Origin of the sequence: Neptunomonas sp. CHC150, from assembly GCF_030397555.1 — a bacterium.
Taxonomy (GTDB): domain Bacteria; phylum Pseudomonadota; class Gammaproteobacteria; order Pseudomonadales; family Balneatricaceae; genus Neptunomonas; species Neptunomonas phycophila.
In genome coordinates, this window is sequence record NZ_JAPNXU010000001.1 from 56,660 (window position 1) to 71,654 (window position 14,995).

Annotated in this window: 12 protein-coding genes; 9 read left to right on the forward strand and 3 right to left on the reverse strand. The window is 46.5% G+C overall.

Annotation, left to right across the window (positions count from 1 at the left end; all coding sequences use genetic code 11):
* The first annotated feature begins 175 nt into the window (after positions 1 to 175).
* The 9 genes from OW491_RS00335 (at position 176) to OW491_RS00375 (ending at position 10,905) form a co-directional block, all read left to right on the forward strand.
* Entirely contained in the window at positions 176 to 1,222 is a 1,047-nt protein-coding gene (locus tag OW491_RS00335; protein WP_075173654.1) for an ABC transporter substrate-binding protein, read from the forward strand.
* Positions 1,223 to 1,312: 90 nt separating this feature from the next.
* Positions 1,313 to 1,756, forward strand: a complete 444-nt coding sequence (locus OW491_RS00340) for a tripartite tricarboxylate transporter TctB family protein (RefSeq protein ID WP_175574760.1) — start codon at positions 1,313 to 1,315, stop codon at positions 1,754 to 1,756.
* A 21-nt stretch (positions 1,757 to 1,777) separates the two neighbouring features.
* A complete protein-coding gene (locus tag OW491_RS00345) occupies positions 1,778 to 3,277 on the forward strand; it encodes a tripartite tricarboxylate transporter permease (protein ID WP_075173656.1) in 1,500 nt (499 codons plus the stop codon).
* A 25-nt stretch (positions 3,278 to 3,302) separates the two neighbouring features.
* The gene (garD, locus tag OW491_RS00350) at positions 3,303 to 4,883 is read left to right on the forward strand and encodes a galactarate dehydratase (RefSeq protein ID WP_290034338.1); all 1,581 of its coding nucleotides are present in this window, start codon (positions 3,303 to 3,305) and stop codon (positions 4,881 to 4,883) included.
* Positions 4,884 to 5,043: 160 nt separating this feature from the next.
* Positions 5,044 to 5,955, forward strand: a complete 912-nt coding sequence (kdgD, locus tag OW491_RS00355; protein ID WP_215151369.1) for a 5-dehydro-4-deoxyglucarate dehydratase — start codon at positions 5,044 to 5,046, stop codon at positions 5,953 to 5,955.
* A 27-nt stretch (positions 5,956 to 5,982) separates the two neighbouring features.
* A complete protein-coding gene (locus OW491_RS00360) occupies positions 5,983 to 7,308 on the forward strand; it encodes an enolase C-terminal domain-like protein (RefSeq protein ID WP_290034340.1) in 1,326 nt (441 codons plus the stop codon).
* A gap of 53 nt (positions 7,309 to 7,361) precedes the next feature.
* Positions 7,362 to 8,120, forward strand: coding sequence for a FadR/GntR family transcriptional regulator (locus tag OW491_RS00365; RefSeq protein ID WP_075173660.1), 759 nt, complete (start codon positions 7,362 to 7,364; stop codon positions 8,118 to 8,120).
* Between the two features lie 149 nt (positions 8,121 to 8,269).
* Positions 8,270 to 9,844 carry an aldehyde dehydrogenase (NADP(+)) gene (locus OW491_RS00370; RefSeq protein WP_290034341.1) on the forward strand — a complete coding sequence of 525 codons (1,575 nt, stop codon included), beginning with the start codon at positions 8,270 to 8,272 and terminating at the stop codon, positions 9,842 to 9,844.
* Between the two features lie 206 nt (positions 9,845 to 10,050).
* Positions 10,051 to 10,905: a PA4780 family RIO1-like protein kinase gene (locus OW491_RS00375; RefSeq protein WP_290034342.1), complete on the forward strand. Its 855-nt coding sequence runs from the start codon at positions 10,051 to 10,053 to the stop codon at positions 10,903 to 10,905.
* Positions 10,906 to 10,908: 3 nt separating this feature from the next.
* Here OW491_RS00375 and OW491_RS00380 read toward each other — a convergent pair whose 3' ends face one another.
* The 3 genes from OW491_RS00380 to OW491_RS00390 form a co-directional block, all read right to left on the reverse strand.
* A complete protein-coding gene (locus tag OW491_RS00380; RefSeq protein WP_075173663.1) occupies positions 10,909 to 11,349 on the reverse strand; it encodes a YqaA family protein in 441 nt (146 codons plus the stop codon).
* A gap of 130 nt (positions 11,350 to 11,479) precedes the next feature.
* Entirely contained in the window at positions 11,480 to 12,826 is a 1,347-nt protein-coding gene (locus tag OW491_RS00385; RefSeq protein ID WP_215151374.1) for a DUF1329 domain-containing protein, read from the reverse strand.
* A 23-nt stretch (positions 12,827 to 12,849) separates the two neighbouring features.
* Complete coding sequence (locus OW491_RS00390) at positions 12,850 to 14,811, reverse strand: DUF1302 domain-containing protein (protein WP_083610109.1); 1,962 nt, start codon at positions 14,809 to 14,811, stop codon at positions 12,850 to 12,852.
* Between the last annotated feature and the right edge of the window lie 184 nt (positions 14,812 to 14,995).

Genomic DNA, 14,995 nt, shown 5'->3' on the forward strand with positions numbered 1-14,995 from the left:
CGCTGTGTTTCATGCGAATAAAAAACGGTTGTAACTTGGTTTGTATGATGTATGATTTATTACGAATTCGGTGGAGAGCTTCAATAGATAAACAAAGATTTATTCATGTAGTTCTGCCAATAAAAGTCACTGAAGATACTTTTTTCTTACAAGAACAATTAACAGGAAAACGGTTATGAAACGATTGCTCATTAGTGCACAAGCAGCTTTGCTTGCTGCAACGCTGACTGCACCACTTTACTCATTTGCTGATGACAACCCTATCCGCGGCAACATTCGCGTGGTTATTGGTTCTAAATCGACAGGTGGTGATACTTACCAAGCGTCTTCAATTATTACGCAGGCCTTGGCTAAAAAAATAGACACAAACATTAAAGTCGATGCGGTTGGTTTTTCGGCGGCTTACAAGGCGCTAAAGCGAGTGCCCAATGGCAGCACGATTATGATCTTTCATGATCAAGCTTACTTAGGTGAGCTGTATGGCAAAAAAGGCTACGAGAATCCGTTTGATAACTTCATCGTAGGCCAAACGTTTGCTACCAACCCAGGCAATGGTTATCTAGTGCCTAAAAGCTCGCCTTATAAGAATATGGCAGAGGTCTTAGAAGCCGCTGGTAATGGTAAAGAAGTCCGTGTGGCTATTCAGCCGGGTGGGGTTTCTGAAATTGGTTTTACGGCCATGAAAAATGCCGTGCGTTTGGCGCACCCAGGCCAAGAGGATAATGTGGTAGCGCTAAATACCGGTTCTCAATCTGATAAAAACCAAGCACTGTTTGATGGCCTTGCGGATGTGATCAACGGTAGCGTGCAAGCCAATGAGCAATACACTCGCTTACCTGCTGATGATCAAAAGGCGATGAGCTTTTTATGGTTGACTGCAAAAGGTTCAACGCTTGAACAGGCACATGAAGAAGGCTTAGGTGAAACAAGCCGTGAGCAACTATTATCGTTTGCAAACCCGGCTGTTGAAGTGCCTATGAGCGCCGATCAAAACTTCACATTCGATAAAGAGTTCTTCTTTATCTACAACAAGAAAACAGACCCTAAGGTGATTGCTTTTATCGATAAAGCGTTAACTGAAGTGTTTGCTGACGGCGAAGTGCAAGAAGAGCTGAAAAAGTCGTTCTTCATCCCCAATTTTCGCACCGCGGCTGATAGCCAAGCATACCTGAAAGGTAAGCGTGATCAGTATTCTTCGATTATCAAAGCGTTGCAAAAATAAGTAGCGCACAGCGCTAGTTGTAGGAAGTAGAGTTAGCTTTTGGGCTGCTCTACTTCTTTTCGAATGACTTTAACTGTATTTGGAGTGGGTATGGCTCAGTCACTCTCTTCCTTATTAGAGATAACGATCGATTTTGACCAGTCTCATCTCTACTTTCCTCGGATTGTAATGGTGCTGTTGGCGGTGTTGTTGCTCTGGATTGTAGTAAGTAATGTGGGCCGTATACGCGCTGCATTATCAGGTGAAGGAACGCGCTTTCAATTTTTCGAACCTCATGCTGACAAGTTACGTTTAGTCGCGACGCTGGCATTAATCCCCTTATATTTTGTGGCCATGGATTACATTGGCCAACTAATACCTAATATGGGGATGGGGTTCTTGCTGGCCTCTATACCGTTTATGTTCTTACTCTCTTTTGTATACCTGCATCAACGAACACCCAAGCTCATCATGCTTATTGGCGCCAATGCGATTATCGCACCGCTATTTGTATGGTTCCTCTTGGGGCAAATGTTCAACATATCGTTACCGTAAAGTAGGGCACAGGAGACTCATATGGAATTTTTTGATCTATTATCGCCGGTGTTTTTTTTACTAGCGGCAGCGGGTGCTGTGGTTGGTATTATCTTCGGTGCGATACCCGGTATGACAGCAACCATGGCTGTGGCTGTGTGTTTGCCGTTAACTTATTCGTTAGGCTTACAAGAAGGGTTGGCTCTGCTGCTTGGTTTGTACGTGGGCGGGATATCTGGCGGCCTAGTTCCGGCCATACTATTGAATATCCCTGGTACACCGTCTTCTATTACCACCACGTTTGATGGCTATCCAATGGCGCAAAAAGGTGAAGCTGAGCGAGCGCTTAAGATTTGTATAGTGGCCTCTTTGTTTGGCGGCTTGTTCAGTGCGGTTGTGCTGTTTTTCTTTGCACCACTGTTATCAGACTTTGCGATCAAGTTCTCGTATGTTGAGAAGTTTTTGATGATTTTGTTCGCACTTACTGTCATAGCATCATTATCAAGAAATATGCTGGTCGGTATATTCAGTGGTCTTATTGGGGTGTTCTTGAGCTTGATTGGTACTTACGACGTGTCTAACGGAGGCAATGGTGAATACCGTTTAATGTTCGAATTCATGGAACCTTATTTAGAATCCGGCTTTTCTTTGCTGCCTGTATTAATCGGTTTATTTGGTATTGCGACCATTATCGAGCAAGCCGAGAAAGGCGTGAAAGAAGAAAGTGCTGAACGTAAAGTGCAGCTATCCAATGGCGCGCCGTTCCAGTTTCGTGTGTTCCGTAATCAGTTCGTTAATTTAGTACGTTCATCCACCATTGGTACCTTCATTGGCATGTTGCCAGGCATTGGAGGCAGTGCCGCTTCTGTATTGGCATATACACAGCAAAAGAACTTATCTAAAAACCCTGAGAAAATGGGTAAAGGTGCGCCAGAAGGTTTGGTTGCATCTGAGTCGGCTAACAACGGGTTAACTGGTGGTGCACTGATTCCTTTATTGTCACTGGGCATCCCTGGCGATAGCACAACGGCGGTATTGATCGGTGCGTTTACCCTGCAAGGGTTACAAGTAGGGCCATTGTTTATCGGTGAAAATATCGATACATGGTACGCCATGATCACGGCTTTACTGTTTGCAAACCTAGTTATGTTTGCAGTGATGTTTTACGCCATTCGCTATATCGCTAAAGTCGTTTTAGTGCCTAAGTTCATTCTTTATCCAATCATTATCATGATGTGTGTTGTGGGTGCCTATGCCATTAATTACGGCATTATGTTTGATGTGTGGACCTTGTTGATTTTTGGTGTATTTGGGTGGGTCGCGACGAAGATCGGCTTAGAAATAGCGCCTTTAGTGATTGGCTTTATCTTAGGTGGATCAGCTGAGGTGTACTTTGTTAAGAGTTTAGAGTCTTACGGCACGTTAACGATCTTTTTCACCAAAAGCCCCATTGCAGTTGCTCTATGGCTGCTAATTTTAGCATCTGTTGTCTTTTCTATTTTGGTTCATCGTAAATCCAAAGCAGCAAAAGCGTCTGTTTAACCTTGATGACATAGGAATAATGACCATGAGTGAAGTAACGAGCCCTTATTCAACAATCAAGGTTCACCCAAACGACAACGTCGTTATTGTAATTAACCAAGGTGGTGCGCCTGCCGGTGCCGTTTTGGATGATGGGGTCACATTGGTAGAAGCGATTCCGCAAGGCCATAAATTAGCCCTTAGCCACATCATAAAAGGGGGGGAAGTGCGACGCTATAACGAGGTGGTAGGGTACGCCAAGCATGATATTCAACAAGGGTCTTGGGTTTCAGAGGCCGTTGTGGATATGCCAACGCCGCCTAAGTTGGCCGATTTGCCTTTAGCCACCCGTGCCAAGCCAAACGTAGAGCCGCTTGAGGGTTATACCTTTGAAGGCTATCGCAATGCGGATGGTAGTGTGGGAACAAAAAACCTACTCGGTATCAGTACCAGTGTGCAATGTGTGGCGGGTATCACTGAGTATGTGGTGAAGCTCATTAAGCAAACACTCTTGCCCAAGTTCCCCAATGTGGATGGTGTCGTCGCCTTGAATCATACCTATGGTTGTGGGGTTGCCATAACGGCTCCGGCGGCTATCGTGCCGATTAGAACGCTACAGAATATCGCCAAGAACCCTAATTTTGGTGGAGAGGTAATGGTCGTTGGCTTAGGTTGTGAGAAGTTATCACCTTCGCGGTTATTAGAAATCGACGAGGCCCAAACGATTAACCTATTACCTAACTCGGATGCAGCAAAAATGCTGCAAGACCATGTTGTAAGTTTGCAAGATGAAAACCACCATGGCTTTCAAGACATGGTCGACCACATTATGGAAATGGCTGAATCTCACCTTGAGCGTTTAAATCAACGGCGTCGAGAAACATGTCCGATATCCGAGCTGGTGGTCGGCATGCAATGTGGTGGCAGTGATGCCTTTTCGGGGGTTACCGCCAATCCTGCCGTTGGTATTGCATCGGATTTAATCGTGCGTGCCGGCGGTTCTGTCATGTTTTCAGAAGTCTCCGAAGTACGTGATGCCATCCATTTATTAACGCCACGGGCAGAAACGGTGGAGGTTGGAAAAGCTCTGTTGCGTGAAATGCAGTGGTTTGATGACTATTTAAGCCAAGGTCAGGCCGATCGTAGCGCTAATACAACCCCCGGAAATAAAAAGGGTGGCTTGAATAACATCGTTGAAAAGTCGTTAGGGTCGATCACTAAATCCGGTAATAGCTCAATCGTTGATGTATTAAGTCCTGGTGAGCGGATACGCAAACGGGGTTTGAACTTTGCGGCCACACCGGCCAGTGACTTTATTTGCGGTACTTTGCAGTTTGCTTCAGGTATGAATATTCAAGTTTTTACTACGGGGCGTGGCACACCGTACGGCCTTGAAGTAGCGCCAGTCATTAAAGTATCAACCAACTCGACATTAGGTAAGCGTTGGCATGATTTGATCGATCTGGATGCGGGACGAATCGCTACCAAAGAGATCACGCTGGAAGAGGCCGGTTGGGAACTCTTTCATATGATTATTGAGGTCGCTAGCGGTCGCCAGCAAGTCGCCGCCGATAAACTGGGTTTACATAACGACTTGGTTCTTTTTAACCCTGCTCCGGTGACTTAAAGCACGAAATATCGATGTTTCATCTTGTAACTTGAATTGTATGTTGTATGATGTATTACAAATAACATAATATATTGGTCTAGCACCAATGATTCCGACTGACTCACAGTCGCTAATGTGAGCGGCTGAAAAATCTGAATAAAAATTGAGGATAGAAAATATGAGCTTTTCTTTAGAGAACATTCGTCAAGCGTTAGGTGATGGTCTTTTATCGTTCCCAATCACTGACTTTGATAGCAATGGCCAATTTAACGCCGACACCTATCGTCAGCGTTTGGAATGGTTTGTAGAACAGGGTGTATCCTCAATTTTTGTTGCTGGTGGTACGGGTGAGTTCTTTTCGTTAGATATGTCTGACTATGAGCAAATCGTGAAGGTGGCAGTAGAAACGGTCGCTGGAAGGGTACCGGTGATCGCATCAGCAGGACGCAGTGTGGCGGATGCTAAACGTTACGTAAAAGTGGCAGAAGAAGCTGGTTGTGATGGTATCTTGTTAATGCCTCCATTTTTAACTGAATGTCCAGAAGACGGTATCGTGCAATACGCTACTGAAATTATGCAAAGCAGCTCAATTCAGTTTATCTACTATAACCGTGGAAACGGTATTCTGGGGACGGACTCTGTCCAAAAACTAGCTGACGAAAATCCTAATTTGGTCGCACTCAAAGATGGCGTGGGCAATATTGCGATGCTAAACGACACCATTAAAACGGTTGGCGACCGCTTGGTTTACATAGGTGGCGTGCCAACAGCTGAGATTTTTGCTGAGGGCTACTTATCGATTGGCGTAAATACTTACTCATCGGCTGTTTTTAATTTTATGCCAGAGATGGCTATGAAGTTTTACACAGCGTTACGTGCAGGCGATAAAGCGACGGTTACTTCGATTATTCAAGATTTCTTTATTCCATTTTGTCGATTACGCGACGAGAAGAAAGGTTATGCCGTGAGCTTAATAAAGGCGGGCGCCGCTATTATCGGCCGCTCTGCGGGTTCAGTTCGCGCACCCTTAACTGATCCTAGCGATGCACATTACGCAGCGTTGAAAAAAATTATCGACGCAAATTTATAAACATAATTATCGGTAAGAGAGTTCACCATGTTTACTACGATAACAAAAATGCAGGTAGTTCCGGTTGCCGGATATGATGGTTTTTTGCTTAATTTAAGTGGTGGTCATGCTCCTTGGTTCATTCGAACCGTGGTTGTTTTAGAAGATGATGCAGGCAACATAGGCTTGGGTGAAATTCCAGCAACGACGTCGATTATCAATACACTGGAAAAATGTCGCGAGTTGGTCGAAGGCCAAAGCGTAATGCAGTGGAAATCGATCATCAGTCAAGTCCGAGCTGCAACCTCTGGTCAAGCGGATGATGTGCGCGGTAATCAAACATTCGATTTACGCACATCTGTGCACGTAATTACGGGTATTGAGTCGGCGTTGTTGGACCTAGCAGGTCAAAACATGGGTTTACCGGTTGCTGACTTGTTAGGGCAATTTGGCAAGCAACGCGATGAAGTTGAAGTGCTGGGTTACCTGTTTCTGCTCGGCGATCCCAAGAAAACTGATTTGCCTTACCCTGTTTGTACTAATCCCGCCGATGAATGGGACCTTGTTAGAACGCAAGAAGCCTTAACACCAGAGGCCATTGCGAACTTGGCTAAGGCTGCGTTTGATCGATATGGCTTTAAAGATTTTAAACTCAAAGGTGGTGTACTAGATGGCCATCAGGAAGCTGAGTGTATAGCTGCTTTATATGATGTCTTCCCCGAAGCTCGTTTGACGCTAGACCCTAATGGCGCTTGGACACTTAAACAAGCCGTCGAGTATCTCACGCCAATTAAACACATGCTTAGTTACGCCGAAGACCCGTGTGGTCAAGAAGGGGCTTGGTCAGGCCGTGAAACGATGGCCGAGTTTAAGCGTTTAACGGGTCTTAAAACAGCCACTAATATGATCGCCACAGACTGGCAACAGTTCCGTAATACGGTGCGCTTGGATGCGGTGGATATTCCGTTGGCCGATTGTCATTTCTGGACAATGCAAGGTGCTGTTGCGGTTGGCGAGTTATGCAACGAATGGGGCATGACATGGGGGTCGCACAGTAATAACCATTTTGATATTTCGTTGGCGATGATGACGCACGTGGCCGCTGCTTGCCCTGGCGAAATCACCGCGATTGATACCCATTGGATTTGGCAAGATGGGCAACGAATCACGAAAGATCCCTTAAAAATACGGGGTGGCAAACTGACGGTCCCTAATAAGCCGGGCTTAGGCATTGAACTCGATCGTGAAAAGCTAGAAGAGGCGCATGCGCTTTATAAAACATTAACTTTAGGTCAGCGTGATGATGCCATGGCGATGCAGTACTTAATACCAGGCTGGACGTTTGACCCTAAAAAACCGGCGCTTGCTCGCTAAGTAACGCTGGGGTAATGTACGCACTGCTAATGTAATCTGTGGATAAGTGTGTCATGAGTAATCTGGAAAAGTCAGGATCGACGTTTCAATTTGAGCGCGTAGGCCAAACGGGTAGTCTTGCGTCTCATGTAGCGAAGCAACTGGAAAGTCAGATTACGACTGGCGCAATTGGTATTGGTGAAAAATTACCTACAGAGAATCAACTCTGTGAATTGTTTGGCGTGAGCCGAACCGTGATACGTGAAGCGATCACCCAGCTTAAGTCATTGGGCTTAGTCGAGACACGACGCGGTGTCGGTACGACTGTTATGCGCAGTCAGCCAACTGAAACCATGTACGCTTATACCATTAACCCAACGGCTGTAGAGGATATTTTAAATATCCTTGAAATGCGTTTGAGTGTTGAGACCGCCGCCGCCGAATTTGCGGCCATTCGACACGATAGTGCAGATATGCAGCGGATGGAGCAGAGCTTAGCTGCCTTCAATAACGCGCTAGAACGAGGCGAGCAGGCCCGCAAAGAAGATTACGATTTTCATCTTGCGATAAGCCTAGCGACTAAGAACCCGTTCTTCCGTCAGTTTTATGAGCAGTTCAATAAAAACGTTATCCCACGAGCAAAGTTGGTGAATACCAATCTGGATCAGGTAGCAACCGATGCGTATCTACAGCGTGTTAAAGAAGAACACGAAGAGATCTTATCGGCTATCCGCTCTAGAGATGCTGAACTCGCCCGGAAGGCGATGCATAAGCACCTTTACCGTGCTTATCACCTCTATGAAAAATACCAAACCCATAATCGCTTCGAATAAGCAGCGAATGGGGTTCTGAGTAGATAACGAGTTAGGTAATTTTGGCTCTTGTCGTGTCAGTTAGGTTTTTCAGTTAGGTGATACCTATCGCTTTCCGGTTATTGAACTGCTGGTTTTCCAGCACACCCCTAATCTGACTGGAGAAGCTGATGGATATTACAGGCTCTATGCTGATCGGTTCACAAAGCGTGACTGGTACTAGCAAAACAATTTATGCAATCAACCCTGCAACCAACGAGCAGTTATCGCCAGCCTTCCATGGTGGAACGCAAGCCGATGTCAACGCAGCTGCCGAACTTGCATGGGCTGCATTTGATGCTTATCGCGAAACCGCCCCAGAACAGCGTGCCCAGTTTTTAGAATGCATTGCTGATGAAATTTTAGCGCTGGGTGATACTCTTGTGCAGCGAGCAATGGCTGAAAGTGGTTTGCCGCAAGCTCGTATCGAAGGTGAGCGTGGCCGTACAATGGGGCAGTTAAAATTATTCGCCAATGTTGTGCGTACCGGTAACTATTTAGATGTACGCATTGACCCAGCGATGCCTGATCGTGCCCCACTGCCACGTAATGACTTGCGCTTGCGCACTATTGCGTTAGGACCTGTGGCTGTTTTTGGCGCAAGTAACTTTCCTCTCGCTTTTTCAGTAGCCGGAGGTGATACGGCGTCAGCCCTAGCAGCAGGCTGCCCAGTTGTTGTGAAAGCACATTCGGCACATCCCGGTACGTCAGAACTGGTGGGTAAAGCGATTCAGACTGCCGTTAAGAAATCCGGCATGCCTGAAGGTGTGTTTTCGTTATTGTTTGGCTCGGGCCGTGAAGTAGGCGCCGAGTTGGTGAAACATCCGCTGATTAAAGCCGTTGGTTTTACCGGGTCTCGCAGTGGCGGCACGGCGTTGATGAATATTGCTGCAAATCGTCCGGAGCCTATTCCTGTCTACGCCGAAATGAGCAGTATAAATCCGGTGTTTTTGATGCCAGCCGCATTAAAAGCTCGTGGTGAGGCGCTGGGTAAAAGCTTTGTAGGCTCATTAACCATGGGTGCTGGTCAATTCTGTACTAATCCGGGCTTAGTCATTGCCGTTGATAGCCCTGAGCTTGATGGCTTCTTGGTGGCGGCTCAAGCCGCGTTAAAAGACGTAACGACTCAGACTATGCTTACACCGGGTATTTTCCAAGCGTATTCAGGCGGGGTTGATGCGTTAAAAAACAACGCCAATGTTGAGTTGGTAGGTGAAGGCCAAGGCAGTGCTAACCCTAACCAATGCCAAGCCGGTTTGTTCTCTACAACGGCAGCGCAATTCTTAGCCGATGATAGCCTAACCGAAGAGGTCTTCGGCGCTAGCTCGTTGGTTATAAAATGTAATGATGTTGCGGAGTTTATAAAAGTAGCAGAGCATTTAGAAGGTCAGCTTACGGCGACGATTCAGTTAGACGAAGCAGACTATGGCGATGCTGCTCAACTGCTGCCTACATTAGAGCGTAAAGCGGGTCGTATCCTGTGTAACGGTTTCCCTACTGGCGTAGAAGTGTGTCACGCGATGGTTCACGGTGGGCCATTTCCAGCAACGTCTGATAGCCGCAGTACATCGGTGGGTAGTGCTGCGATTAATCGCTTTATTCGCCCAGTGAGTTATCAGGATTTGCCGCAGGCTCTGTTGCCCGAAGCGCTTAAAGATGGAAATCCTCTTAAATTACGTCGTTTGATGGATGGAAAATCTGAGTAAGTATTGTGTGCTGATCTTTTTCTGTCGGGATCATCACGTGATGTGCGCCTTTCGATAAGCTGTTAGGCGCTTTATTGCTGGCGATCATGTCGCTTTCTTTATCCGATCTTGAATCGGGTTTTTTTATGCGTAAATATAAGGACTTGAATGTGCTTATTTAGTAAGCACGCTATCACCTCACGCTTAACTAGGGTATAAAGTGCAGCATGAAAATCCCTAAAGAAATACAACCATTAGTAGACGATGGTATCGTCGATGAAGTGCTCCATGCTGTACTTAGCGGTAAGGAAGCAAGTGTCTACGCGGTACGCTGTGGCGACGAAGTGCGTTGCGCTAAGGTATATAAAGAAGCCTACAAACGCAGCTTTAAAAAAGCGGCTCAGTACCAAGAAGGCCGCAAAGTCCGCAATAGTCGACGTGCACGCGCGATGGAAAAACATTCCAAGTTTGGCCGAGACCAGCAAGAAGAGGCGTGGCAAAACGCTGAAGTGAATGCCTTATATGCACTTGATAGAGCCGGTGTGCGTGTGCCTAAACCGTTTGGTTGTTTTAACGGTGTGCTGCTTATGGAAATGGTTACTGATGAAGACGGTGACGTTGCGCCGCGCTTAAACGATGTGAGTATGAGTGCAGAGCAAGCGATTGAAGACCATGCTGTCATGATGCACTACGTAAAGCTCATGCTGTGTGCTGGCTTGGTACATGGTGATTTGTCTGAATTTAATGTGTTAGTCAATGAAGGAGGTCCTGTTATCATCGACCTGCCTCAAGCGGTTGATGCGGCTGCCAATAATAACGCCGAAGCGATGTTGACGCGTGATATAGAAAATATCACGAACTATTATGGGCAGTTTGCTCCAGAGTTACTCGCTACACGTTATGCGCAAGAAATGTGGGCTCTTTTTGAAGCTGGGGATTTGACGCCGCAGTCAGAGTTAACCGGTGAGTTTACCGATGATAATGTCAGTGCTGATATTGATAGTGTGATGCTGGCTATTAAAGATGCGTTTGACGAAGAGCAAGCTCGCCAAGAGCGCATGCGAGAAGCGGCTGACGAATAACGGTTAGCCCACCTTTAAGATTAAATAACTGGCAATAATATAACGCGCTGCTTTACCCACAGTGACCAGCACAACAAACCAGTGTAAACGAATACGTAATATACCCGCTAACACAGTGAGCGGGTCTCCTATAAAAGGGAGCCATGTAAAGAGTAGGGCAATAATTCCGTATTTCTTAAAGTGTTGCTCGGCTCTTACAAACTCCTCCTCGCTCATTCTTAGCCATTTTTTTATCAGGCTTAAGCTTGCCCAATACCCCAACGCATAATTGGTCATTGATCCTAATACGTTGCCTATAGTTGCAACGACAACCAGCATACTAGGCGATAAACCGCTGAGTAATAGTGGTGCGAGCACGACCACAGACCCTAAGGGTAGGATTGTCGCGGATAAAAAAGCAGCAATGAATAAGCCGGTGTATCCCAGCTCGGTAAAGTATTCCATGGCGGTTGGATTGTAATAGCTAAGAAAAGTGCGCCTATTCAACACACTTACTAGGTAAAAGGGAAGGCCAGCGCTAGATATAAAAAAGCCCTGCAGAGGCAGGGCTGAAAGGGATGTTGCAGGAAAGGGGTTAGCGTCCCATGCGACGAATCGCTTGCGGCGTAAAGTCGCTGTGTTTGAATACTTCTTTAAAGTCTAAGCCTTGGCCTTCTTCGTTGGTTAAACCACTGGCTAGGTAACGGCCTGATTGCAGATCGTAGAGCATTTCGCCGGCAATCCAAGGCGTTTGAGCATCACGGAATTGCATTTCGTGAGCTTCGCCTACTCGCCATAATTCTCCACGGCCATCGTAATGATCGACAATGGCGGCTTGCCAAGTGTCTTCATCAATAAAGAAAGTACGTTTTGCGTAAACGTGGCGTGCGCCTTCTTTTAGTGTGGCTTCAACTTGCCACACTCTATGTAGTTCGTATCGCAAGTGATCAGGGTTTGGGTGGCCCGCTTGTAGGATGTCACTGTATTTTAAGTTACGGTCCGCCAGCTTGAAGCTGTTATACGGGATGTACAGTTCTTTCTTACCAACTAATTTCCAATTGTAGCGGTCAGGAGCCCCGTTAAACATATCCAAGTTGTCAGTTGTGCGCTGACCATCGGTAGCCGTGCCGGGGGCGTCATAAGCAATTTGCGGCGCTAAACGAACGCGGCGTTGTCCTGCGTTATAGCTCCATGCTTGCCGTGGCTGTTCAACTTGGTTCATGGTTTCATGAACGAGCAAGATATTACCGGTTAAGCGTGCCGGTGCCTGAACTTCTTGCACAAAGTAGAAGAGGATGTTGTTATCGCTTTTTTCATCGTAGCCTTCGGCTAAATAGCCGGGCCATGCCATTTTTTCATTAATTTTTACTGCCGTATAAGCACCGTTTGCTTGAACGGGTACTTGCACGAAAGTACGCTCAACAGACCCGCCTCGATAGCGCGTGATGTGGTTCCAAATGGCTTCTAAGCCGTTTTGCGGTATTGGGAATGGAATGCCTTCGGCAAAGCCGGTAATGCCATTTCCGTCGCTAGTTAGGTTCGCTTGAGTCGCATTTTTAAGGGTGCCTTCATTAATTTTTGCAGGCACAGATGCTGTTCGATGCGTTGGGTAAACTGGCATTCTGAAAGTATCAGGGTACTTTTTCAGCATGGCAATTTGACCGTCTGAAAGGTGAGCTTTGTATTGATCAACATTAGCGGCGGTAATGGTAAACAAAGGCTGCTCGTTAGCGAATGGATCTGAGTAACGGTCAGTACCACTAAGGGTACCGCTCCATGCTGGGATGGTTCCATCACTATTGGCTGATTTTTCTCCGCCTAATGGCGTGAGTGATTGACCAAGTTTGGCAGCTTGATCGGCTGAAACACCAGCCAAAGCAGCGCCGCTCATGGCTAAAGAGATAGCTGATGCGATCAGCATTTTACGGGTACGTAGTAACATAAATAAACTCCTGCTTCTCACAATCAAAACGCAACAGATGCACTTAATGAGATGAAATCACGATCTTCTAGTTCGTTGTACTTACCACCAAAGAAGTTAGTGTAAGACAGCTGCGCAGAGTAACGTTCCAAATAGTCGGCAGTTAGGCTTAAGTTTAGTGATTTTTGACCTTCACTGAAGGTTGCGCCCGGCTGAGGGCCATAACCTTTAACACCGTGCTTGAAGCTTACTTGCGGTGTTAAGTTCACACCGGAGAATGCATTCGGGTAAGAAAGGGAAGAGCGAACTACATAGCCAAATGAATCCTGAGTCACAAAGCCATCATCATCGGATGAAGTGTAACCAAATACGCCACTGCGGCCATATTTGATAGCATTGCGGCCTTCATCGAAGTTATGGATGTGAGTCCAACCTAGTTCACCGACTAATGCCATGCGGCTAGCGCCCATGACGTTGTTAATGGTTTTAATGAAAGTGGTTTGTGCCTGAGTAACATTAAATTCCTCATAGCCATGGATTACTCCACCATAAGGTGTGGCTGCAACAATACCGCTTGCTGGGTTAGATGGGTCAGTACCCAGTGTTAGCATGGCAGAAACCAGCATTGGACCATTCATTTGAATAGGGACATCGCGTTTGTGGCTAACTTCACCAGACCACGCTACATCGCCCAAGTTAGTGTTCCAGCTCACGCCAATCATTTTGATATCGTCAGGGTATTCAGTGAAATATTCACTATTTAATGGGGCTGTGTTGGCGACAGCAGAAACATTAGCCGCCACTGTTGCTTGGATCTGTGCTTGGACGGTTGGATTGGTTACATCTGCACCGCTATTTGCAAACTGTTGAGTAACTAAGCTGGTAATCGCTGGTGTTACCGAAGCAGCTAGGTCCGTGGGCACAAGATTAGTCTTTACACCACTTACGATAGGTAAGCGGCTGTTGTATTTGGAAAAGTAAAAGCCAAATTCGGTATTGTTCATTGATTCGGAAAAGTAGCGGGCGGCTAGACCAAACTGATCATTATCGCTGCCTTCACGCACTCCGTCACTATTACGCTCTACCACAGGACTAATGCCAGTAAGGCTCCAAGGGGATGTGAGGCCTAGCTGATTGTAATAAGTGCTGTCGTTTACTGCATTGAGAGCGCCGGAGTTAATACGAATGCCGTTACACCCTTCAGATGCAAAATCGTTTGCCGAAAAATAAGTGCCACACCCTTCTTCGACTGTTTGATCCCAACCAAACTGATAAAAACCTTCGATACTGAGGTTGTCAGTTACGCCCAAAGAGGCGAATGCCATGGTGGAAGGTAATAAGGCTTCTTTTACTTCTGCTCCAGGGCGGCGGAATGCACTTACGTCCAGAGGGTTGATGGAGTTCAAGCCGCCTTGGATAAAGGTGCTTTCACCCCAGTTGATGACTTGGCGGCCCACGCGAACGTCCAAAGGCATGTTACCCACATCGAAGTAGCCGTATACGTATGCGTCGAGGATCTCAGCGCCACTAAATTTGGCATAATCGTTGAACCCACTATCGTCGAGTTGATCGTTAGAACTGTATCCGTTGACTGTATTTCCATGTCCACGTTTGCCGTTCATTAGCTCAAAATCAGCCCAGTATTTACCGCTGATACGTGCGCCAAAGTTGCGATAGTCGAGAGATAGCTCGTGAAAACCTTTAAGGGTACGAGAGAAAGTGTCACCCTGTTTGAAGTTCTGGGTACCATCGTCAAAGCTACCCGAACCTGATCCTGAACCACCATTCGGTTGAGAAATAAGGTCATTGTCGGCGTCATTTAAACGCCAGCTAGCGCCTACCGATAGCTGTGAGTCAAAACGTCCTTCCACTTCGCCTAGTTGGAATTCTAGCCCATATGCTTGGCCTGCAATGGTTGTGGCTAGTAGTGCTGGGAAGAGCTTGCGCCGCATGTTAAATGCTGCATGAGGAGCCGATGAGCTCGCAGGGAGATTTTTTATTGCCATTTCGTTCACCTAAAATTTTTATTGTTTTTAGCAACGGCTCAAATACTGCACAGTTGAGCGCTTTGGGTGTTTAGCGCTCAACTTTTAAATGACCCGCACACGCTGCTAAATCAATAATCCCTTTGATTTGTTGAGTGTTGCGGGTAAGTATAGCGTGTAAATAATCATCTACACTGAACAAATG